This window comes from Lentzea kristufekii, assembly GCF_033949925.1.
Taxonomy (GTDB): Bacteria; Actinomycetota; Actinomycetes; order Mycobacteriales; family Pseudonocardiaceae; genus Lentzea; species Lentzea kristufekii.
This window is the reverse complement of record NZ_JAXAVV010000006.1, coordinates 103,753-127,539: the sequence shown is the minus strand read 5'-3', so window position 1 is coordinate 127,539 and position 23,787 is coordinate 103,753. Positions and strand designations below refer to the sequence as shown.

General features: G+C 71.1%; 8 protein-coding genes and 1 pseudogene. 3 read left to right on the top strand and 6 right to left on the bottom strand.

Annotated elements, in window-relative coordinates; genetic code table 11:
- Positions 1–41 precede the first annotated feature (41 nt).
- On the top strand, positions 42–1,100 hold the full coding sequence (locus SK571_RS14455) for a MupA/Atu3671 family FMN-dependent luciferase-like monooxygenase (RefSeq protein ID WP_319984564.1): 1,059 nt from the start codon (positions 42–44) through the stop codon (positions 1,098–1,100).
- 170 nt (positions 1,101–1,270) lie between these two features.
- Here the strand turns inward: SK571_RS14455 and SK571_RS14450 are convergent, their stop codons facing one another.
- Positions 1,271–1,798, bottom strand: a complete 528-nt coding sequence (locus SK571_RS14450) for an SRPBCC family protein (RefSeq protein WP_319984563.1) — start codon at positions 1,796–1,798, stop codon at positions 1,271–1,273.
- A 101-nt stretch (positions 1,799–1,899) separates the two neighbouring features.
- Between SK571_RS14450 and SK571_RS14445 the strand changes: the two genes are divergently transcribed.
- Entirely contained in the window at positions 1,900–2,187 is a 288-nt protein-coding gene (locus tag SK571_RS14445; RefSeq protein WP_319984562.1) for a hypothetical protein, read from the top strand.
- Between the two features lie 15 nt (positions 2,188–2,202).
- Here the strand turns inward: SK571_RS14445 and SK571_RS14440 are convergent, their stop codons facing one another.
- Both SK571_RS14440 and SK571_RS14435 read right to left on the bottom strand, forming a co-directional pair.
- The gene (locus tag SK571_RS14440) at positions 2,203–3,021 is read right to left on the bottom strand and encodes an SDR family oxidoreductase (protein WP_319984561.1); all 819 of its coding nucleotides are present in this window, start codon (positions 3,019–3,021) and stop codon (positions 2,203–2,205) included.
- 27 nt (positions 3,022–3,048) lie between these two features.
- Positions 3,049–3,738, bottom strand: a complete 690-nt coding sequence (locus tag SK571_RS14435; RefSeq protein WP_319984560.1) for a nitroreductase — start codon at positions 3,736–3,738, stop codon at positions 3,049–3,051.
- An 86-nt stretch (positions 3,739–3,824) separates the two neighbouring features.
- Here SK571_RS14435 and SK571_RS14430 point away from each other — a divergent pair, with 86 nt between their 5' ends.
- Positions 3,825–4,292 (top strand): winged helix-turn-helix transcriptional regulator, encoded by a 468-nt coding sequence (locus SK571_RS14430; RefSeq protein ID WP_319984559.1) that lies wholly within the window; start codon positions 3,825–3,827, stop codon positions 4,290–4,292.
- Positions 4,293–4,328: 36 nt separating this feature from the next.
- Here the strand turns inward: SK571_RS14430 and SK571_RS14425 are convergent, their stop codons facing one another.
- From SK571_RS14425 to SK571_RS14415, 3 genes and pseudogenes are all read right to left on the bottom strand, one after another.
- Positions 4,329–4,526, bottom strand: a complete 198-nt coding sequence (locus SK571_RS14425; protein WP_266032438.1) for an MbtH family protein — start codon at positions 4,524–4,526, stop codon at positions 4,329–4,331.
- Positions 4,523–5,728: an MFS transporter gene (locus SK571_RS14420; protein ID WP_319984558.1), complete on the bottom strand. Its 1,206-nt coding sequence runs from the start codon at positions 5,726–5,728 to the stop codon at positions 4,523–4,525. The genes SK571_RS14425 and SK571_RS14420 overlap by 4 nt, the downstream gene beginning before the upstream one ends.
- Positions 5,725–23,780: pseudogene (locus SK571_RS14415) on the bottom strand (non-ribosomal peptide synthase/polyketide synthase). Before SK571_RS14415 ends, SK571_RS14420 begins: the two are co-directional and overlap by 4 nt.
- Between the last annotated feature and the right edge of the window lie 7 nt (positions 23,781–23,787).

Genomic DNA, 23,787 nt, shown 5'->3' with positions numbered 1-23,787 from the left:
GGCCCCTCGTGGCCGCCCGCCCTCTTCTCGAGGGGATTGGCATGGACTTCGGACTGTTCTACTTCGCCGACGACGGCGCCGGCTCCGGCGACCGGTACCGGCTGCTGATCGAAGGCGCGCGGTTCGCCGACACGCACGGGTTCACGGCGGTGTGGACGCCGGAGCGGCACTTCCACCAGTTCGGCGGGCAGTACCCGAACCCGGCGGTCACGGGCGCCGCGGTGGCCGCCGTGACGGAGCGGGTGGCGGTCAGGGCGGGCAGTGTCGTCGGCCCGCTGCACCACCCGCTGCGGATCGCCGAGGAGTGGTCCGTCGTGGACAACCTCTCCCGCGGCCGCGTCGGCCTGTCGTTCGCCTCCGGCTGGCACGCCGTGGACTTCGCGTTGCGGCCGGAGAACTACCCGCGCCGCAAGGAGGTCCTCGTCGAGACCATGCAGACGGTGCGCGAGCTGTGGCGCGGCAAGAAGATCGACGTCGTGGACGGCGCCGGCGACCAGAAGCAGGTGGGGATCTTCCCGGCCCCCGTGCAGCCGGAACTGCCGGTGTGGCTGACCAGTGCGGGCACGCCGGAGACGTTCCGGCAGGCCGGTGAGCTCGGCGCCGGCGTGCTGACCCACCTGCTCGGCCAGGACCTCGACGACCTGGCGAAGAAGATCACCCTGTACCGGGAGGCGTTCCAGGCGGGCTCGCACGGCGTCGCCGGCAACGGTCAGGTGTCGTTGATGCTGCACACGTTCCTCGGCACCGACCGCGACGAGGTGCGCGAGATCGTGCGCAAGCCGTTCAGCGACTACCTGCGCAGCTCGATCAGCCTGATCGCGCGCGCCTCCGGCGACCTGATGCCGGGGGTGAACCCCGAGGACATGGACCCCGAGGACGTCGAGTTCCTGGTCGCGCGCTCGTTCGACCGCTACTTCGACACCGGTGGGCTCTTCGGCACGGTGCAGGACGGGCTGCGGACGTTGGACGCGCTCGCCGAGATCGGCGTCGACGAGGTCGCGTGCCTGATCGACTTCGTCGGTGACACGGACGCGGTGCTGAACAGCCTGGTGCACCTGGACGAGCTGCGGCGGTCGGCGGACGAACGCCTGGGCGGCTGAAAGCCGGGTCGTGGTCCCGGAGGTCCGCGGCGCCATCGGCTTGGAGGGGGTACCGACCGCCGATCGGTACCCCTCTGGTCTTGCGTCAGCGGTGACGCAGCGACTGCTTCACCACGTACACGCCCGCCAGACATGCGCCGAGGAACAGCACGATCCAGACGGCCGGTGTTTCAGCCGTTCGCTTCGCGGACGTCCTTCCCGTGCTCGGCGAACGCCTTGAAGTCCTGCATGTGCTGCAGCGACTGCTTGCGGAAGGCGCCGGGCATCAGAAGCCCCACCAGACGCATCATCAAGCCGCTGAACCGGTACTCGTTCTCGCTCACCCAGAGCGTCGTCTCCGGACCGGCCTCGGTCAGGCGTTCGCGCGCGACGCTCCACATGCCCTTGCCGGCGATCTCACGTTCGAAGAGGACAACGCTCTCCTTCGGGATTCCGTGCAGGTCCACCGGTTCCCGGCGAGTGATGGTCTCGGTGCCCTCGAACTCCTGCTGCCCCGTCCGCATCACCACTCGCGACTTGGTGCCGACGTGGCCGTGCACCCCGCTCAGCGGCTCGTGCAGCACCAGGCCCCGCAGCCACTTCGGCATCTGTTCCGGGTCGGCGAGCAGCTGGGCCACCCTCTCGCGCGGCAGGGCGATCTCCATCGAGACGGTGTACTTCATGGCGGAGCGCTCCAGTTCTCGAGTGGACGGACGCACGCTGACAGCTTCGCCTCATATGAATTCGTGCTGTTCATCGGTGCGCGGGTAGCATCGTCCCACCACTTCCTCACCGGTGGCGCCACGTCACGGCGTTCTGAATGATCGACAACCCCGAGGTGCACGGTCCCCGCCAAGCCGGCCTGCGTCACCTGCTCAACGAGTGGGATCCGATCGGAGTCGCCGACGTCGTCGACGACGAGTACGACTGCCTGCTCGCCCCGCTCTGGGACAGGCTCACCCGCGGCGCCACTCGCGCATCGCTGTCGGAATACCTGTGGACCGAGGTCGAGGACCATTTCGGGCTCGACCCGGAACGGTGCGACGTCGACGGGTTCGCTGAACGGTTGCTCGCGCTGGCAGCTACGTGGACCAGTTCCGACCTGTGAGTCACGTCCGGGAGATCAGGCTTGCCGGTCGCGTGCCACGAGCTTGCGCTGGGTGCGGCGGCCTTGCGCCACCATGAACGGAATCGCGCGCAGCCCGAAGCGGGGGAACGTGTCGGCGAGCCGGGCCAGTGCGCCGCGCCACCTCGGGACGGTGGTGACCGGTTTCGGTTTGTCGAGCACGGCGGCGACGGCGGCGGCGATGTCTGCGGGCTGCAGCAGCGTGCCGGAGAACGACAGCGCGGCCGCCGGATCGTCGAGTTTGTCGTAGAGCATGGGCGTCCAGATGCCGTCCGGGCAGACGCACGAGATGTCGATGTCCTGGACGCCCGCCTGCCGCAGATCGGCGAGGGTGCTGAGGCTGAAGCCGATGGCCGCGTGCTTGGAGGCGGCGTACACCGCTTCGCCCATGACGGCCGTGATGCCCGCGAGGGACACGATGTTCACGACGTGGCCGCCGCCGTGGCCGCGCATGGCCCCGATCGCGGCGACCGTTCCGTTGATGGTCCCGAGGGCGTTGACCTCGACCATCAGCCTGCGGGTGGCGGCGTCCTGCTCCCACGCGGGCCCGGTCACCAGAACGCCCGCGTTGTTCACCCAGACGTCGAGCCGGCCCGCACGGGCGACGATGTCGTCGCGTGCCGCTTCCACGGCCGCTTCGTCCCGCACGTCGAGCACCCGCGCGGTCGCGCCGATCTCGGCGGCGGTCGCGGTCGCGGAGGCTTCGTCGACGTCGGTGACCAGCACCGTGTAGCCGCGTTCGACCAGCATCCGCGCGACCAGCTTGCCCACACCGCGCCCGGCCCCGGTCACGACCGCGCCTGCTTCACCCGTCATGGCAGGAGTATCGCGTCATGAGACGCGTTACGTGGAGTGCCACGTCACGGCGGTGTCGGGGGTCGCGCGAGTGGTGCGGAAGCCGTTGGCCGGATGCGCCGTGTCGGGGTAGCCGAACGAGACTCCGGCGACGACGCGCCTGGTGTCCGGAAGTCCGAAGTGGTCGCGCAGGAAGCCGGAGTACCCCGCGAGCGCGGCCTGTGGTGCGGCGGCGAGACCCAGGCTCTGCGCGGCGAGCAGGAACGAGTTGAGGTAGAGGCCGCAGTCGATCGCGCCGTAGACGCCGAGGTCGGCTTCGGTGGTGATGATCGCGACGTGCGGCGCGTCGAACAGCTCGAAGTTGCGCAGCATCTGCCGGCCGGCGCCCTGGTGATCGCCGCGTTCGATGCCGAGGCTGGTGTAGAGCTGCTTGCCGCACTCCCGGCGGCGTTCCTGGTAGACGCCCGTGTACTGCGCGGGAAAGGGGAAGTCCGGCTGGCCCGGGTTGTTCTGCAGGTGTTCGAGCAGCTGCTTGCGCATCCTGTCCGTTGCGGCACCTTCGGTGACGATCACGTGCCACGGCTGGGTGTTGCACCAGGACGGGGTGCGCTGGGCGAGGGTGAGCACCTGCTCGATGGTGGTCCTCGGGACCGGCTCGGGCAGGAACTGGCGGCAGGTCCACCTCTCGGCTAGCAGCCGGTGCAGCGCCTCGTGCAGGTCTGGGGACGCCGTGCTCACGGGAACCTCCGATGCGGTCTCTTTTCGAGACCGACGCTAGCACGGAGCAGTCTCGAAAAGAGACCAGCTTCGGTTAGGGTCGGCACATGCGGTACGAACAGCTCGCCGACCTGCCCTGCTCTATCACCCGCCCGCTGGTGGTGCTGGGGGACAGGTGGACGTTGCTGATCCTGAAGGAGGCGTTCGCGGGTGTGCGGCGGTTCAACGCGTTCCAGAGCAACCTGGGAATCCCGCGCAGCCGCCTGCAGGACCGGCTCGGCCGGCTGGTGGACCACGGGATCCTGGTGCGGCAGCAGGCCGTCGACGGGGACCACGCCGAGTACCGGCTCAGCCGCAAGGGGCACGACCTCTACCCGATCCTGATGGCCATCAAGGACTGGGGCGACGCCTACATGGCGCCTGACGGACCGCCGGTGCACTACCGGCATCGCGAGTGCACGGGCGAGGCACGGGTCGCGCTGGCGTGCGACTGCTGCGGAGAACCGATGACGGCGCACGACGTTCTGCCCGAGGCGGGGCCTGGTCTGCTGGCGCACGTCGATGCGCAGGGCTAGTGGCCGCCCGGCCGCGGTGGCCGGGCGGCCCGTCGGTCATTCCGCGGCCATGCGCTCACGCAGACTGCGCGGCCTCATGTCGGTCCACACCTCGTCCACGTGGGCGGAGCACTCCTCTTTGGTGCCGCGGAACCCGTCCGGACGCCATCCCGCCGGCACCTCGTGTGTCGCGGGCCAGAGCGAGTACTGCTCCTCGTCGTTGAGCAGGACCTGGTACTCGATGTCGTCCCTCATGCCATGACGTCCTTTCGTGGATATGCGCGGAGAACGGGATGCACGGTGACCAGCACCGTGATGACCGCGATGCCGCCCGCGCACAGCAGCACCGCGCCTGATCCGGGGAGCAGTTCGGCCAGCACGCCGCCCAACGCGGGGCCGAGGGCGGCGGCCGTGCCGACGGCGACGTTCATGACGCCGCTCAGCCGGCCGCGCAACGAGTCGGGTGTGCGCAGCAGCTGGTAGGTGGTGATCACCGTGTTGGCGGTGGGCGCGAGCAGTGCCATGCCGGCGAACAGCGCGCCCATCAGGTAGCCGTTGGAGATGAACACGGCCAGCGGCGCCAGAAGGGTCAGCGCCCAGAACACGCCGGCGATCGCCTGGTGCGGCGCCAGCTTCGCACTCAGGCGCGGGGCGATCAACGCTCCCACCACACCGCCGACACCCAGCATCGCGGCCATCACGCCGATCTCGCCCAACGGCACGCCACGGGACTGCGCCAGCACGATGATCACCAGGTAGTACGCGCTGAAGAACAGGTTGAGCGTCATCGCACACCACGCCGTCACGCGCATCTCCGGCCTGCCCAGCACCCACTTCAGGCCGTCGAGCAGTTCGCGGGCGAAGTGCCGGCGCTCGGCCGGCGGCGAAGGCGGCACCCGCAGGAAGAGCAGGCCCACGAACGCCAGCGCGTGCGTCAGTGCGTCGACCGCGAACGGCACCCAGCGGCCGACCGCCACGAGGAAGCCGCCCAGCGCGGTGCCCGTCATCTGCCCGACGGACGACCGTGCGGCGTTGAGCGACACGGCGGTGGCGAGCTGGGACTCCGGCACGATCCGCGGCAGGCTCGCGTCCTCGGCGGGTTCGAAGAGCGCCCGGCACGCGCCCAGCACCGCGGCCACGGCCACCATGTGCGGCAGGGTCGCGGCACCCTGCCACAACGCCACCGCGAGGCTGGCCACCGCGACCGCCTGCCCCGCCTCGGACCAGAGCATGACCCGCCGGCGGTTCCAGCGGTCGGCCAGCACGCCGCCGGGCAGCCCGACGACGAGCTGGGCCACCGCGTCCACGGCGAGCACCAGGCCCGATGCCGCCGCCGAGCCGGTGACCATCAGCACGACCAGCGGGAAGGCGATGAGGGAGGCGTTGAAGCCCACCTCGGACACCGCCTGGCTGCCCCACAGCAACCGGTAGTCGCGGTTGCGCGACAACGGGGTCATCGCGCCTCCCGGCAGTCGGCGGCGATGGCGCGCAACGCCGCGGCGAAGTCGTCGACCAGTCCCGCGACGGGGACGCGGTGCACGACACCGAACGTCATCCGCCCGTCCGCCACCTCGCCGACCACCTGCACCACGTGCGGGTCCTGGTCGACGTGGTCGCGGCCGACCGCGGGCAGCACCTCGCCGAACAACGACTCGTCCTCGGCCCGCGCGTCGAACTGACCGAGGTAGTTGAACGAGACCGGTGCCTGGACGCCCGGCACGCGGCCCGCCCAGCGCAGCGCGCCGTAGCCGAAACCGTTGCCCGGCACCCGGCGCAGCTGCTTGCGCGCGGACTTCACCCGGTCGCGCCAGGAGGAGCCGGTGACCTCCAGGTGCACCGGGAACATCGTGGTGAACCAGCCGACCGTGCGGGACAGGTCGACGTCGTCGAGCACGTCCTCGCGGCCGTGCCCTCGAGGTCGATCGTCACCGCCGGCGTGCCGGTCCACCGTGCGAGCGCCCACGCGAGTGCCGCGAGCAGCACGTCGTTGATGCCGGTGCGATAGGCGGTGGGTGCACCGCGCAGCAACGCGTCCGTGTCCTCCGCGCTCAGTTCGAACGACGAGGCCGATTCCTCCTCCGCAGCTTCGAGCGGCTGGGTGGTGATCGACTTCCAGTGCTCGATCTCGTGGTCGAGCGCGCCCGAGTCCACGAAGGACTCCAGGCGCACCGCCCAGTCGCGCACCGAGGTGGACTTGCGGCCGAGATCGATCGGCTCGCCCCGCAGCGCCTGGTGGTAGGCGGTGTCGAGGTCGTCGAGCAGGATGCGCCACGACACGCCGTCCACCACGAGGTGGTGTGCCACCAGGAACAACCGCCGCGACCCGAAGAGAGCCGCCCGCAGCAGCGGTCCGCGGGTCAGGTCGAAGCCCGCGTGCAGTTCGTCGGCCACCCGCTCGAGGTCGTCCAGCGGGTGCTCGGACAGCACGTCTGCCGGTTCGAACGGCGGGTTGTGCTGCTGCCAGCCGGACTCGCCGGACGTGAACCGCATCCGCAACGCGTCGTGGTGGCGCACCAACGCCTCCAGTGCCCGCCGGAGCGCGGCGACGTCCACGTCCGAGGTCAGCTCCACCAGGTGCGACTGGTTGAAGTGGTGCGGCGCCGTCCGGTCACCCGCGAAGAACCACCGCTGGATCGGCAGCAGCGGCACGTCACCGACGACGTCCGCTCGGTCGCCGGTGTCGGTCTCCGCCGTGACGTGCGGCGCGAGCCCGGCGATCGTCTGGTGGGTGAACAGGTCCTTGGCGGTGAAGTGCAGACCGGCGCGGCGACCGCGGGCCACGACCTGGATGCTCAGGATCGAGTCACCGCCGAGAGCGAAGAAGTTGTCCCCCACCCCGACTTCCGGCACGGCGAGGACGTCCGCCCACAACGAGCACAGGGCGCGCTCCACGTCGTTGCGAGGTGCGACGTGCGTGGTGGTGGCGGTGAACTCCGGTACCGGCAACGCCTTGCGGTCGACCTTGCCGTTGGGACTCATCGGAACCTCGTCGATCGCGACGAACGCGGACGGCACGAGGTAGTCCGGCAGCGTCTGCGCCAGGAACTCGCGCAGGTCGTCCGTGACACCGACGACGTAGGCCACCAGCCGCTTGTGGCCGCCGAAGTCCTGTGCAACCACCACGGCCTCCCGCACGGACGGGTGCCTGAGCAACGCCGATTCGACCTCACCCAGCTCCACGCGGAAGCCGCGGATCTTCACCTGGTCGTCCGCGCGTCCGACGAACTCCAGCTCGCCGTCGCGATTCCACCGGACGACGTCACCTGTGCGGTACATCCGTCCAGGCCCGAAGGGATTCGCGAGGAACCGTTCCGCCGTCAGCCCCGGCCGGCCGAGGTACCCGCGGGCCAACTGGGGACCGCTGACGTACAGCTCACCCGGCACGCCGACGGGAACCGGCCGCAGCACCGAGTCGAGCACGTGGACCCGCGTGCCGGGCAACGGCCTGCCGATCGGCGGCACTCCGCCCGGTACCAGCGGCCCGCTCCAGCACGTGACCACAGTGGACTCGGTCGGCCCGTAAGCGTTGATCATGCGGCGGCCAGGTGCCCAGCGGGCCACGAGCTCCGCGGTGCAGGCGTCACCGCCGACGACCAGGGTGCGCAAGTCTGGCAGCAACCCGTCCTTCTGGGGCACGTCCGGCACGGTCGCCATCGCCACCGGCGGGATCAACGCGTGCGTGACCTTGTTGTCCCGCAGCACATCAGCGAGCTGCTCGCCCAGCAGCGGCCCCTCGGGCGGCACGACCAGTGCGGCACCGGCCGGCAACGACATGCACAGTTCCAGCACCGACGCGTCGAAGCTGGGGGAGGAGAACTCCAGTACCCGGTCACCCGGCCGGACCTCGAAGTGCTCGATCTCGGCCGCGGAGAACGACGCGAGCCCGGCGTGCGTGACCACCACGCCCTTCGGCCGTCCCGTCGAACCGGACGTGTAGATCACGTACGCGGGCTGTGCCAGGTCGACCGGCACGCCGAGGTGCGACGCGTCGTACCCGCTCGCGTCCAGCGGACCGTCCACGACGACGACCGGATCGGCGTCGCGCAGCATGAACTCGACGCGCTCGGCCGGGTAGTCCGGGTCGACGGGCAGGAACGCCGCACCGGTCTTCAGCACCGCCAGCTCGGTGACGATGATGTCCACCGATCGCGGCAGCCGCACCGCGACGATCCGCTCCGGGCCCGCGCCGCGCTCGGCGAGCAGCCTCGCGAGCCGGTTCGCCCGCGCGTCGAGCTCGGCGAAGCTGATCTCGCCCTCCGCGTGGATGAGTGCGGGAGCGTCCGGTGTGCGGGCGACCTGCCGTTCGACGAGCTGGGCGAACGAGCAGGGCGCGACCTCGTGCATGACCTGTTCGGCGGCGGTCTCGTTCCACGCCTCCAGCTGGTCCAGCTCGGTCGCGGTGAGCATCGGCAGCCCGGCCATCGGGAGCTCAGGTGCCGCGACGGCGCCGTCCACGAGCACGCGCAGGTGCCGCGCCAGCAGCTCGACCGTGGCGTGGTCGAACAGGTCGGTGTTGTAGGTGATGGCGCCGTGCAGCTCGTCGCCGGCCTCGGTGAACTCGAACGCCACGTCGAACGACGCCGTGTGCACCGGCAGGTCGACGTCCTCACCCACCAGACCGGGCAGTGAACCGGCCCGGCCCGGCGCGTTCTGCAATGCCACCAGCACCTGGAACAGCGGTGTGCGGCTCGGGTCGCGGTCGGGCTGCACCGCGTCCACGACCCGTTCGAACGGCACGTCCTGGTGCGCGAACGCCTCCCGGACCGTCCCGTGCACCGCGCCGAGCAACTCGCGGAAACTCGACGACTCGTCCACTGTGGACCGCAGCGTCACCGTGTTGACGAAGAAGCCGACGAGCCGCTCCAGCTCCGGGTGCTCGCGGCCGGACGACACCGTGCCGACCGCGATGTCGTCCTGCCCGGTCCAGCGGCGCAGCAACAGCGTGCACGCGGCGACGAGAGCCGTGAACAGCGTCGTGTCCTGGCCGCGAGCGAGGTCGCGCAGGCCGCTGGCGGGCAGTGCGATCTCCACCGTCGCACCGTTCGTGGTGTGCGTGGGCGGACGCGGGCGATCTGTCGGCAACTCCAGCGCGAGCACGCCGGCCAGCTGCGTGCGCCAGTAGCCGAGCTGCTCGTCGAGCGGCAGGGATCGTTGCCACGCGGCGAAGTCCGCGTACTGCACGGGCAGCGGCGGCAGCGGCTGACCGGCGTAGAGCGCGCTCAGCTCCTCCATGATCAGCCCGCCGGACCAGCCGTCCGTGACGATGTGGTGCATCGTCAGCGCCAGCACGTGCTCGTGCGCCGACACCCGGATCAGCAACGGCCGCAGCAGCGGGCCGGTCGTGAGGTCGAACGGCGTGGTCGCCTCGCGCGCCAGGATCGCCTCGACGTCGCCGACCGCCACGGGGATCTCCACCGGCGCCGGCGGGTGCACCACCTGCACGGCCCGGCCGTCGACCTCGCGGAACGTCGTGCGCAGCGACTCGTGCCTGGCCACCAGCGCGGACATCGCCTCGGAGAGGGCCGCGACGTCGAGCTCACCGGTCAACCGGACCGCCAGCGGCGTCACGTACTCCGTGCCGCCGGGCGTGAGCTGGTCGAGGAACCACAACCGCTGCTGCGCGAACGACAGCTCCAGCTCGCCCTCCCGCGACACCACCGGAATGGTGGTCATGCCGCGTCCCGGCAGGACCCGCGCGAGGCCTTCCACGGTCGGGTGGCCGAACAGGTCGCGTGGGGTCAGGTCGACGCCGAACTCCGCCCGCAACCGCGAGATCACCCGGATGCTGCTGATCGAGTCACCGCCCAGCTCGACGAACCGGTCCGTCACACCGACCCGGTCGACCCCGAGCACGTCCGCCCAGATGCCGGCGATCGCGCGTTCGGCGTCCGTGCGCGGCGGCACGAACTCCTGCGTCGTGGCGGACTCTCGGCCGGGCTCGGGCAGCGCTCGTACGTCCAGCTTGCCGTTGTTGTTGAGCGGCAGGCGATCCAGCCGGACGAACGCCGACGGCACCATGTGCTCCGGCAACACCGCGGCGGCTCGGGCGCGCAGCTCGTCGGCCGGGGTGTCGCCCACGACGTAGGCGATGAGCCGCTGGTCCTTCGCGATGACGGCGACCTGGTCGACGGCCGGGTGCAGCAAGGCCTCGATCTCGCCCAGTTCGATCCGGAAGCCGCGGACCTTCACCTGCTGGTCCGCCCTGCCCAGGTACTCCAGGTTCCCGTCCGCACGCCACCGCGCCAGGTCACCGGTGCGGTACATGCGTGCCCCAGAAGAGTCATCACTGCCGAACGGGTTCGCGACGAACCGCGACGCGGTGAGGCCCGGCCGGTTGAGATAGCCGCGTGCCAGCCCTTCGCCGGCCACGTACATCTCGCCGACCACACCCGGCGGCACCGGCCGCAGGTGCTCGTCCAGCAGGTAGATCCGCAGGTCGGGAATCCCGGCGCCGATCAGGCTGCCCGGCGCGGACGCCGCCAGCGCGGGGTCGAGTGCCAGGTAGGAGACGTGCACGGTCGTCTCGGTGATGCCGTACATGTTCACCAGCTGCGCCTCGTGGTGCGTGTACCAGGCGGAGAGCCGCGACAGGTCGAGCGCCTCGCCACCGAAGATCACGTACCGCAGTGCCAGCGGCACCTGCTCCTCGGCCATCAGCTGGTAGAAGGCCGACGGGGTCTGGTTGAGCACCGTGACCTGCTCGTCGTGCAGCAGCCGCAGGAACGCCCGCGGTGAGCGCGACACCTCGTGCGGCACCACGACGAGCCGGCCGCCGTGCAACAGCGGACCCCACAGCTCCCACACCGAGAAGTCGAACGCGAACGAGTGGAACAACGTCCACACGTCGTCCTCGCCGAACGAGAACCAGTCCGAGGTCTGCTCGAACAACCGCACCACGTTCGCGTGCGGCACGACCACACCCTTCGGCACGCCCGTCGATCCGGACGTGTAGATCACGTACGCCGGGTTGTCCGCCCCGAGTGCGGTGACCGGGTCGGTGTCGGGTAAACCGCTGAGGTCCGGCAACGACTCGAGCACCGCCACCGGCGCGGTGTCGGAGATCATCCGCGCGACGCGCTCCCGCGGGTAGCTCAGGTCGATCGGCAGGTAGGCCGCGCCGGACTTGAGCACACCGAGGATCGCGACCACCAGGTCGGTGCCGCGCGGCAGCCGCAACCCGACGAACCTCTCGGGCCCGGCTCCGTCTGCGATCAGCTTGTGTGCCAACCGGTTCGCGCGGGCGTTGAGCTCGGCGTAGGTGAGGTCGCCGACCGCGACACGATCCGGTGTGCGGGAGGCCTGGGCCTCGAACAGTTCGGGCAGCGTGGCGGTGGGCCGTCCCGCGGCTGCGCCGTTCCACTCGACCAGGACGCGGTGGTCCTCTTCGGGCGTCGTCCACCGCACGTCCGCCAGCGACTGGTCAGGCCGTGCGACGAACTCCCGCAGCACCAACGCCATCCGGCCGGCCAGCGACGTGATCGTGGACGCGTCGAACAGGCGCGGGTCGTAGGTGAACTCGAAGTGCAACGCACCGTCGTCGGCATGTGCTCGCACGGCAAGCGGCAGGGTCGTGGTGTCACGACTCTCCACCACGTCGACCCGCAGCTCGTCGTCCGCGCCGACCGGGTAGTTCTCGAACGCGAGCAGGCTGTGGAACAGATCTCCGCCCAGCCGCGCCAGGGAAACGTGGTCGTGCGCACGCGCTTCGCTCTGCGCGGCCTGCAGATCGCGCAACCACTCCACCACCGGGCGGCCGAGGTCGACGACCACCCGCGACGGCACGGTGTTGATGAACATGCCGATCATCGAGTCGGAACCGGGCAGCTCGGCGGGACGGCCGGACACCGTGGTGCCGAACACCACGTCCCGCTCCCCGCTCAACCGCGCCAGCAGCAAGGCCCATGCGCCCTGCACCACGGTGTTGACCGTGAGTCCGTGCTCGCGCAGATCGGCCAATGGCAGGTCGAGCGCCAGCACGGCGCTGGACTCGGCCGGCCCCTGGGGCCTGCGGTCGAACGGCAGCGGCGTCGGTGTGGTGAACCCGTCCAGCACCCGGCGCCAGTACTCCTCGGCGGCCGCGGTGTCCTGTCCCGACAGCCAGCGGAGGTGGTCGCGGAACGGCCTGCGGGCGACCGGCTGCTCACCCCGGTACTCGGCGATCACGTCCGAGAACACCTGTGCCGTGCTCCAGCCGTCCAGCAGCACGTGGTGCGTGGACCAGACGAGCCGCACCCGGTCGCCGGCCCGGGAGAAGTCCAGGCGCAGCAACGGTGACCGCCCGGACCGCACGACCTGCACCGGCTCGTCCACGCCCTGCCAGACGACGTCCGCGCGCAACGCCGGCGTACGCGCGATCACCCGTTGCCAGGCCGCGCGGAAACGGTCGAGGTCGACGTCGAGCAGCAGTTCCAGCCGGTCGACGTACGCGTCGGCGTCGTCGATGCTGTGGAACACCATGCCCGACTGCAACGGCGTCAACGGGTAGACGTCCTCGACCTCGCCCAGCGCGTCGACCTGCTCCTGGGTGAGCCGGACGAGCGGGAAGTCGGACGGGGTGCGTCCGCCCGGGCTGGTGCGGCAGTGCTCGACGATCTCCCGCAACGCCCGGACCATGTCGTCCGCCTGGCGACGGGCCTCGGCCTCGGGCAGCCCGTGGTCCCAGTCCAGCACGAGCCTGCCGCCGTCGACCGCGGCGGTGATCTCCACCAGATGCGTGGGAACCTCCGGGATGCCGGTGTCCAGGCGACCGCGGAACACCCCGTCACTCTCGCCGTCGTCCCACTGGCCGAGGTAGTTGAAGCACACCTCCGGCAGGTCACCGGTCAGGCCGCTGCCCGGCGTCAGGTACCGCAGCACCTCGTACGACAGTCCGTCGTGGGGAATGGCCCGCAGCTGCTCCTTGACGGACTTGAGCACGACACCCCAGTCGCCGTCCGGGAGTTCGAGCGACACCGGGAACTGGCTGGTGAACCAGCCGACCGTGCGGGACACGCTGTCGTCACGGCCGTGACCCTCCAACGCGAACACCGGCGAGACGGCCTTGCCGAGGGCGCTGAGCAGCACGTCGTTGATCCTGGTGCGGTAGACGCCGGGAACGTCGCGCAGCAACGCCGCGGTGGTCTCCTCGTCCAGTTCCACGGTGAAGTGGTGCCGCTCGGCGGGCACGGTCGCCGTGCCGAGCGGAATCGACCGCCAGTACGGCAAAGCGTCGGCGAACTCAGGCGCGCGACGGTTCAGCTGGTGCGCCCACTGGGTGAACGGCAGCGTGGCCGGAGGCAGTGGATCACCGCGGTAGGCGGTCTCCAGGTCTTCGAGCAGGATCCGCCAGGACACCGCGTCGATCACCAGGTGGTGCGCGACGAGCAGCAACGAGCCGTCCACCAGCGTGGCGCGGAACAACGGTCCTCGCGCGAGGTCGAATCCCTCCACAGTGGACTCGAATTGCGGCAGGGGCGCCGTGGCCTCCTGCCTGTCGTCGACGAACCGCAGCCGCAACGCCTCGTGGTGCTCGGCGACCGCCCGGACGGCACGGGCGAGCGCGTCGACGTCGGTGCCGGGCGCGAGTTCGAGGCGCAACGACATCGTGTAGTCGTCGCGGCCGACCTTCTCGAAGAACCAGTGCTGGATCGGGGTGAGCGGCGCCGGCCCGGTGACCAGGTCGTGGCTCACGGGGGCCGGCGCCTCCTGCGCGGCAGCGGCGAGCGCGGCGACGGTCTGATGGACGAAGACGTCCTTCGACGAGATCATCAGACCGTGTGCACGGGCTCGGGCCACCACCTGCATGCTGAGGATCGAGTCGCCGCCGAGTGCGAAGAAGTTGTCCCCGGCCCCGACGGTCCCGAGCCCCAGCACCTCGGCCCAGGTCCGGGCCAAGAGGACTTCCCGCTCGGTGCGCGGCGCGACGAACTCGCGCGACGCGAAGTGCGGCTCGGGCAGCGCACGGCGGTCGACCTTGCCGCTCGGCGTGAGCGGCAACAACTCCAGTGCGACGAACGCCGACGGCACCAGGTGCGCGGGCAGGAACCTCCGCGCCCAGTCGTCGAGGTCGGCCGTGCCGACCACGTAGGCGACCAGTCGTGTGTCCCGGCCGACGACGACCGCCGCCGAGACGTCCGGGTGGCGCAGCAGCACGGCCTCGACCTCGCCGGGTTCGACCCGGAAGCCGCGGATCTTGAGCTGGTCGTCGGCCCGGCCGAGGAACTCCAACTGCCCGTCGTCCGTCCACCGCACCCGGTCGCCCGTCCGGTACATCCGGCCCGCACCGAACGGGTCGGCGAGAAAGCGTTCGGCGGTCAGCCCGGGGCGGCCGAGATACCCTAGCGCGACCTGGGCACCCGCCACGTACAGCTCACCGGGCACGCCCACCGGCACCGGCCGCAGGTCGCCGTCCAGCACGTACGCCCGCTGGTTGGCGAGCGGCCCGCCGATCACCGGCCGCGGCCCGGCGACGCGGCACCAGGTCGCGTCGACCGTGCACTCGGTGGGGCCGTAGAAGTTGTACGCCCGCACGTCACCGAGCTGGTCCCACAGATCCGGTGGCACCGCCTCGCCGCCGATCGTGATGATCTCCGGCGCCCGCTCCAGCAGCCCGGAGGCGATGAGCGCCCGCATGTGCGCCGGCGTCGCGTCCAGCACGTCGATGCCCTGCGAGCGCACGTGTTCCACGAGTGCCACCGCGTCGAGACGCACGTCGTCGGAAATCAGGTGCAGCTCGTGACCGCACGCCAGCAGCGCGAGACCTTCCAGCGCCGTGTCGAACGAGAACAGGGCGGTGTGCGCGACCCGGAGAACACGCGGGCCGAACAGCTCCCGGTGGTGTGCCACCAGGTTGGTGACGTTGCGGTGCTCGACCGCGACACCCTTCGGCGTGCCGGTCGAGCCGGACGTGTAGATCACGTACGCGGTGCTCGCCGGGTCGATTCCCACGACGGGATCGGTGCCGGGGAACCCGTCGAGATCACCGATCTCGTCCAGCACGACCACCGGCTGTGCGTCGCGCAGCAGCAGTTCGACGCGTTCGGCCGGCAGCTCCCGGTCCACCGGCAGGTAGGCGGCGCCCGACTTGAGCACGGCCAGCACCGCCACCACGAAGTCCGCCGATCGCGGCAACCGCAGCGCCACCAGGCGTTCCGTGCCCGCGCCCAGCGAGATCAGCCGGTGCGCCAGGCGGTTCGCCCGCTCGTTGAGCTCCGCGAACGTGAAGGACTCGGCGGCGACCAGCGCGGTGGCGTCCGGTGTGAGCAGAGCCTGCCGCTCGAAGAGGTGCGGGAACGGCGGGTCGGAGACCTCCAGTGCGGGACCCGCCTGCAGCGTGGTTTCGTCGGTCAGGGACGGCTCCCGGCCCGCCGCGATCTCGCCGAGCAGCACCACGAGGTGCCGGGCCATCCGCTCGATCGTCGGCGCGTCGAAGAGGTCCGGGTTGTACTCGACCGCGCCGAGCAGCACGTCACCGCGTTGCTGGAACTCGAACGTCAGGTCGCACGTCGACGTGACGACCGGCAGCCGCACCTCCTCGACGGCGAGACCGGCGATCGCCGGCACCTCGTCCGCGGTGTTCTGCAGCAGCACCATCACGTCGAACAGCGGGTTGCGGCTGGGGTCGCGGTCCGGCCCGACGGCGTCCACGACCCGTTCGAACGGCACGTCCTGGTGCTCGAACGCGTCCAGCACCGTCTGCCGCACCTGGGACAGGAACTCGCTGAACGGTCTGCCATCCACTGTGGACCGCAGCACGAGCGTGTTCACGAAGAACCCGACCACGTTCTCCAGCTCGGCCCGCTCCCGCCCGGACGTCACCGTGCCGACCGCGACGTCGGACTGCCCCGAGTACCGGCTGAACAGCAGCTGGCAGGCCGCCACGAGCGTCATGAACGACGTGGTGTCGCCGTCGCGCAGGCCCGCGACCGGCAGCTCGAACTCGTGCATCGCACCGGACGTCGTGCGCACGGCGGGCCGAGGCCGGTCGGTCGGCAGCTCCAGCGGTGCCACCCCGGCGAGCTGCTCCCTCCAGTACCGCAGCTGCGCTGCGAGGTCGAGACCGCGCTGCCACACCGCGAAGTCCGCGTATTGCACGGGCAACGCCGGCAGCTCCCGGCCCTCGTACAGCGCGGCCAGCTCGTCGGTGAGGACCGCGGTCGACCAGCCGTCGGTGATGATGTGGTGCAACGTCAGCACCAGCACGTGCTCGTCGGCACCGAGCCGGACCAGCCGCGTGCGCAGCAGCGGTCCGGTGCGCAGGTCGAACGGCGCGGTCGTCTCCTCCAGCAGGATCGCGTCGAGGTCGCCGTGCTCGGGGCGCAGCCGCACCTCGTACGGCTCGCCGATGACCTGCAGGCCGTCGGTGAACGTCGTGCGCAGCGACTCGTGCCGCGCCACCAGCGCCGTCAACGCCTCGCTCAGTTTCGGCACGTCCAGCGGGCCACGCAGCCGCAACGCGGTCGGCGTGATGTACTCCGAGCCGCCGGTCTCGAACTGGTCCAGGAACCACAGCCGCCCCTGGGCGAACGACTGCGGGACATCTACCCGTGGCACGGCCGGAATCGTCGCGGAGTCACCCTCCCGCAACGCTTCCGCCAGCTGCGCCACGGTGGAGTGCTGGAACAGCACCCGCGGCGACACCTGCACCCCGAACGCCGCCCGCAGCCGCGCGACGACCCGGATGCTCAGGATCGAGTCGCCACCCAGCGCGAAGAAGTCGTCCTGTGCGCCCACCCGTTCCACGCCCAGCACCTCGGCCCACGCGGCCGCGACCACGCGTTCGGCCTCGGTGCGCGGTGCCACGAACTCCGCGGAGGCGAACTCGGGCGCGGGCAACGCCTTGCGGTCCAGCTTCCCGCTGGAGGTCATCGGCAGCTCGGCCAGCTCCACGAACGCCGCGGGCACCAGGTGCGCGGGCAGCACGCGGCCCAACGCCTCCCGGACCTCGGCCTCCGGTGTGCCGACGAGGTAGGCGACGAGGCGGTCGTCCACCGCCACCACGGCGGCCTGCCGCACTCCCGGCACGTCCAGCAGCGCGGCGACGATCTCGCCAGGCTCGATCCGGATGCCGCGGATCTTGACCTGGTCGTCGGTGCGGCCCAGGTAGTCGAGCACGCCGCCGGACAGCCACCGGACGCGGTCGCCGGTGGCGTACATGCGGCTGCCCGTCTCGAACGGGTTCGCCACGAACCGCTCGGCCGTCAGCCCGGCGCGGCCGAGATAGCCGCGAGCCACCTGTGCGCCCGCCAGGAACAGCTCACCGGGCACACCCACCGGCACCGGCCGCAGGCCGTCGTCCAGCACGTAGGCACGCACGTTGTGCCCAGGCTCGCCGATCACCGGCCGGTCGTGGTCGGCGAGCGCGCAGTACGTGGCGTCGACGGCGAACTCGGTCGGCCCGTAGTAGTTGAGGCCGATCTCCCGCACCTCCTGCCACAGGGACTCGTCCACGGCCTCACCGCCGAGCATCAGCGTCCGCAGCCCGGCGTCGAGCAGGCCGGCCGGGAGGAGCTGGCGCGCGTAGGTCGGCGTCACGTCCATCACGCCGATGCCGTGCTCACGCACGTACCGCACCAGCGCGGGAGGGTCGAGCCGCAGGTCCTCGCCGATGACGTGCAGCTCGTGGCCGGAGGCGAGGAACAGCAGGCCCTCCCACGACGTGTCGAACGAGAACGCCGCGGTGAGCGCAAACCGTTGCGAGCCAGCAGGAATCGACACAGCGGGGATGAGCGTCGCCCGGTGGTCGGCGTAGAGGTTCGCGAGCTGGGCGTGCTCGATCACCACGCCCTTCGGCGTCCCGGTCGACCCGGACGTGTAGATCACGTACGCGGGGTGCGACGGCAGCACCTCGACGTCCGGGGTGTGCGCGGGAAACGCGCTGGTGTCAGGCAGTTCGTCCAGCACCAGCACGGGCTTCGCGTCGGTGAGCAGGAACTGCCGGCGGCCGGTCGGGAGGTCGCGGTCGATCGGCAGGTACGCGGCACCGGCCTTCATGACGGCGAGCAACGCGACGACCATGTCCTTACGCGGCAACGCCAGGCCCACGAGTCGTTCCGGACCGGCGCCGTCGGCGATGAGCCGGTGCGCCAACCGGTTCGCGGCGGCGTCGACCTCGGCGAACGTGTGCGGCCACACCGCCACCGCGTCCGGTGTCGCGGCGGCCTGCCGGGCGAAGACCTCGTGGTAGAGCTCGCCGGACGTCTCCAGTTCGGTCCACGCCGCCATGTCGAGCTCGCCCGGCACCGTCCACGGGAGCGCGCCCACCGGGCGGAGAGGGTCGGTGGCGATCCCGCTCAGCAGGACGTGCAGCCGTTCGCTCAACCGCTGCGAGGCGGCGGCGTCGAACAGGCGCGGATCGTAGGCGAGGTCGAAGCTCAGCCGGTCGCCGAGATGCGCGGTGAGCGTGATCGGCAGGGTGGTCGTGTCGGTCGCGGTGACCTCCACGACGCGCGGTGCGGCCGTGGACTCGCGGTCGAACGGGTAGTTCTCGAACACCACGACGCTGTCGAACAGCCCGCCGCCGAGCCGCGCCAGCGAGACGTGCTCGAACGTCCGCGCCTCGCTCTGCGCCTGCTGCAGGTCCCGCAGCCAGGACGCGGCCGGTTGGTCGTCATCGACGGCGACGCGTGTGGGCACGGTGTTGATGAACATGCCGATCATCGACTCGACGCCGGGCAGCTCGGCGGGACGCCCGGACACGGTCGTGCCGAAGACGACGTCGCGCGTGCCGCTGTGCCGGGCCAGCAGCACCGCCCACGCGCCCTGGACCACCGTGTTCACCGTGATGCCGTGCTCTCGCACAGCCGTGCGCAACGACTCGGAGTCCTCAATGGACAGCGAAACACGGATCGACTCGGTCGACTCGGCCTGATGGGCCTCGGCGGGTTTGCGGTCGTAGGGCAGGGGAGTGGGCTCGGCGCCGTCCAGCACCTCGCTCCAGTACCGCCGCGCGGCCGACGTGTCCTGCTCGGCCAGCCACCGCAGGTAGTCGCGGAACGGCCGGCGGGCGAACACGGGTTCGCCGCGGTACTCCGCGACGACCTCGGCGAACACCTGCGCGGTGCTCCAGCCGTCCAGCAGCACGTGGTGCGACTCCCACACCAGCCGCACGCGGGAACCGCCCGACGGGGTGATGTCGACGCGCAGCAACGGGGACGCTTCCCGGTGCACCACCTGCACCGGCTCGTCCACGCCCTCCCAGACGATGCTCGTGCGCAGGACCGGCGTGCGGGCGATCACCCGGCGCCAGGCGGCGCGCAGCGCGTCCGGATCGTCGACGCCGTCGAGCACCAGCTCCAGCCGGTCGACGTACGCGGCCGGGTCGAGCAGGTTGTGGAACAGCATGCCGGCCTGCAGCGGCGTGAGCGGGTAGACGTCCTCGACGTCGGCGGGCAGCGCGTCGACCTGCTCCTGGGTGAGGCGGGCCAGCGGGAAGTCCGAGGGCGTGTGGCCGCCGGGGCTCGTCCGGCAGTGCTCGACGATCTCCCGCAACGACACCAGCATCCGCTCGGCCTCGGCCCGCGGGCTTTCCCCGGCGTACGACCACGTGAACCGCAGACAGCCGTCGGCCACCATGCCGTTGACCTCCACCGGGTGCCGGGCGAGGTCGGGTCCGGGGACCTCGTGGCCGCCTTCCCAGTGACCGTGGTAGTTGAAGCACAGGTCCGGTAGCTCACCGCTCAGGCCGCTGTCCGGCGTGAGGTACCGCAACGCCTCGTACGACAGGCCCTTGTGCGGGATGGCCCGCAGCTGTTCCTTGACCGACTTGAGGACGGCACCCCAGTCCCCACCGGGGAGGTCGAGCGACACCGGGAACTGCGTGGTGAACCAGCCGATGGTGCGGGACAGGTCGGCGTCGAGCACGTCGCGGCCGTGGCCCTCCAGCGTGAGCTCCCGGCGACCGAGTGCGGCGAGCAGCACGTCGTTGATCTGCGTGTGGTAGACGCCGGGCACGTCGTGCAGCAACGCCGCGGTCGTCTCCGCGTCCAGACTCACCGTGAAGCTGCGGCGTTCTCCCACCGCCACACCACCGGTCGGCTGACGGCACCAGTGGGCCAGCGCGTCGCGGAAGTCCTGGCGCGTGAGGTGGTGCGCCCACTGCGTGAACGGCATCGTCGGCGGGTCGAGCGGCTCACCGCGCCACGCCTTCGCGAGGTCCTCCAGCAGGATCCGCCACGACACGCCGTCGATCACCAGGTGATGCGCGGACAGGTAGAGCCGCGACCCCACCAGCACCGCGCGCAGCAACGGCCCGTTCGCCAGGTCGAAGTCGCGATGTTCGAACGAGTCCGCGACCTCCAGCACCGGCCGTCGCGCACCGAGCTCCATCCGCCCGTCGACGAACCGCAGACGCAGCGCTTCGTGATGCGCCACCACGGCGTCCAAGGCGTGCTGAACGTCCACCCCGGACGGCACGTCGACAGCGAGCGACATCGCGTAGCCGGTGTCACCGTCGTGCTCGAAGAACCACCGCTGGATGGGTGTGAGCGGCGCGGGACCCTCGACGTGCGCGATCTCCGCCTCGACCTCGGGTGCCGCCGCGAGTGCCAGCTCCGCCACGGTCTGGTGGCGGAAGACGTCGCGCGACGAGAGCTGGAGGCCGTCCCGGCGGGCACGGGACACCAGCTGGATGGCGAGGATCGAGTCACCGCCGAGCCCGAAGAAGTTGTCGTCCACGCCGACGCGCCCGACACCCAGCACCTCGGACCAGATGCCCGCCAGCGTCTCCTCGGCCGGCGTGCGCGGCGCCTGGAACTCCTCGCGCGCCAGCACCGGCGCGGGCAGCGCCTTGCGGTCCACCTTCCCGTTGCCGGTCAACGGCACCCGGTCGAGCGTGACGAACGCGGCCGGCACCATGTAGTCGGGCAGGCTGTTCTTCAGCCACGGCCGGAGATCGGCTCGCGTGCCGACGACGTAGCCGACGAGCCGGTCGTCACGCGCCACCACCACCGCGTCGGTGACGTCCGGATGCCGCAGGAGAGCGGCCTCGACCTCACCGGGCTCGATGCGGAAACCGCGGATCTTCACCTGGTCGTCGACCCGTCCCAGGTAGTCGAGCTGCCCCTCGGCCGTCCACCGCACCCGGTCGCCCGTGCGGTACATCCGGCCGTCACCGAACGGGTTCGCGAGGAACCGCGACGCGGTCAGGCCCGGCTGCCCGAGATAGCCGCGTGCGACCTGAGCCCCTGCCAGGTACAGCTCGCCGGCCACCCCGACCGGCACGGGACGCAGGTCGGCGTCGAGCACGTGCGCCTGCAGGTTGCGCAGCGGCTTGCCGATCACCGGCCGGTCGCCCTCGACCCGGCACGACACCGCGTCGACCGTGCACTCGGTGGGGCCGTAGAAGTTGTGGGCGTTGGTGCCGTTCAGATCGCGCCAGAGCCGTTCGCCCAGCGCCTCACCGCCGAGCATCAGCACGCGCGGGTGGTGGTCGAGCAGCCCGGCCGGGATGAGCTGCTGCAGGTAGGACGGCGTCAGGTCGAGGAAGTCGATGCGGTGCCGGCCGACGTAGCAGACCAGGGCGTCCGCGTCGAGCCGCACGTCGTCACCCAGCAGGTGCAGCTCGTGCCCGGCGGCCATCAGCACCGGGCCCTCCCACGACGTGTCGAACGAGAACACCGCGCTGAGCGCGACCCGCATCCGCTCGCCGCCCGCGAAGCCGGCGACGTGGCTGTGCAGGAGGTTCACCAGGTTGCGGTGTTCGACCACGACACCCTTCGGCGTGCCGGTCGAGCCGGAGGTGTAGATGACGTAGGCGGCCTGGGACGGCAGGATCCGCACCGCCGGGCAGGCTGCCGGCAGATCGCCGGTGTCCGGCAGCGCGTCGAGCACCCGTACCGCACCGGCGTCGGCGCGCAGGTGCCCCTGGCGGTCACGCGGCAGACCGGGGTCGATCGGCAGGTACACCGCACCGGACTTCAGCACCGCCAGCAACGCCACGATCGCGTCCGCCGTGCGGGGCAACGAGACCCCGACCACCTGCTCGGGACGCACGCCCTCGCCGATCAGCCAGTGCGCCAAGCGGTTCGCACGCGCGTCGAGTTCGGCGTACGTCAACGCCTCCGCGCCGCAGACCAGTGCCGTCGTCTGCGGTGTGCGCCGGACCTGTTCCTCGAAGATCGCGGTGAACGTCGTCACGGGCGCGTCGAGCGCGGTGGAGTTCCACTCCCGCATACGATCGAGCTCGGCATTCGTGACGAGGGGCAGCGCGTGCACCGGCCGCGACGGGTCGTCGACCACACCGCCGAGCAGCACGAGCAGGTGCTCGCCGAGCCGTTGCAGCGTCGCCGCGTCGAACAGGTCGGTGCTGTACTCCAGCACGCACTCCAGCTCGTCACCGCGCGGCGTGAACTCCACGGTCAGGTCGAAGTCCGCCGCCCACCGCTCGACGGGCACGTCCTCGACGGTGAGCCCGGGGAACGCCGGCAGTGCCCGCTCGGTGTTCTGCAGCAACACCATCACGTCGAACAACGGGTTGCGGCTCGTGTCCCGGCTCGTGCCGGTCGCGTCCACGAGCTTCTCGAACGGCACCTCGTCGTGCAACGCGTGGTCCTGCCGCAGCAGGTCGGTGAACCGGCCGTCCACAACGGACCGGACGACCGCCGTGTTGACGAAGAACCCCACGACCCGGTTGAGCTCGGGGCGGGTGCGGCCGGAGGTGACCGTGCCGAGCACCACGTCGGACTGGCCGCTGTAGCGGGCGAACAACACCTGGCAGGCCGCCATCAGCGTGCCGAACAACGTGGTGTCGTGCTCCCGCGCGATCTGTTCCAGCCCACCGGTGATCGCGGCCGGCACCACGAACCGGTGTGCCGCGCCGGCACCAGTGCGTTCGGCCGGACGCGGCCGGTCGGTGGGCAGCTCCAGCGGCGACAGGCCGGCGAGCCGGTCCCTCCACCGCCCCAGCGCGTCGTCCCAGCGCTGCTCCCGGTGCCATGCCGCGAAGTCCGCGTACTGGATCGAGGGCTCCGGCAACCGCTCACCGCGGTACAGCGCGGCCAGCTCGTCGGTCAGCACACCGAGCGACCAGCCGTCGGTGACGATGTGGTGAGCACCGAGCAGCAGCACGTGGTCCTGCGGCCCGAACCGGACGATCAGCGCGCGGAACAACGGTCCGTGCTCCAGGTCGTACGGCCGCGCGAACTCCGTCGTCAGGTCGCACTCGCCGACAACGGGCACGTCGATGTCCCGAGCCGGATGGACGACCTGCACGGCGGCGCCATCACGTTCGGTGAAGGTGGTGCGCAACGCCTCGTGCCGCCGCACCAGTTCCTGCAAGCACCGCACCAGCTTCGGCGCGTCGAGCGGGCCGCGGAACCGCAGCGCACGCCCGGAGTTGTGGTCGTTGCCGCCCGGACGCAACCGGTCGAGCAGCCACAGCCGGTGCTGGGCGGGGGAGGTGGGCAACGGTCCCGTGCGCGGCACCGCCGGGATCACCGGGGCGGCGGGCACGGCACCCGCGAGACGCTTGCGCAGCTGGTCCCGCAGGTGTGCGGGCAGGGCGGAGGCGCGGTCCTGCTTGGAGGTGGTCATGTGCTCT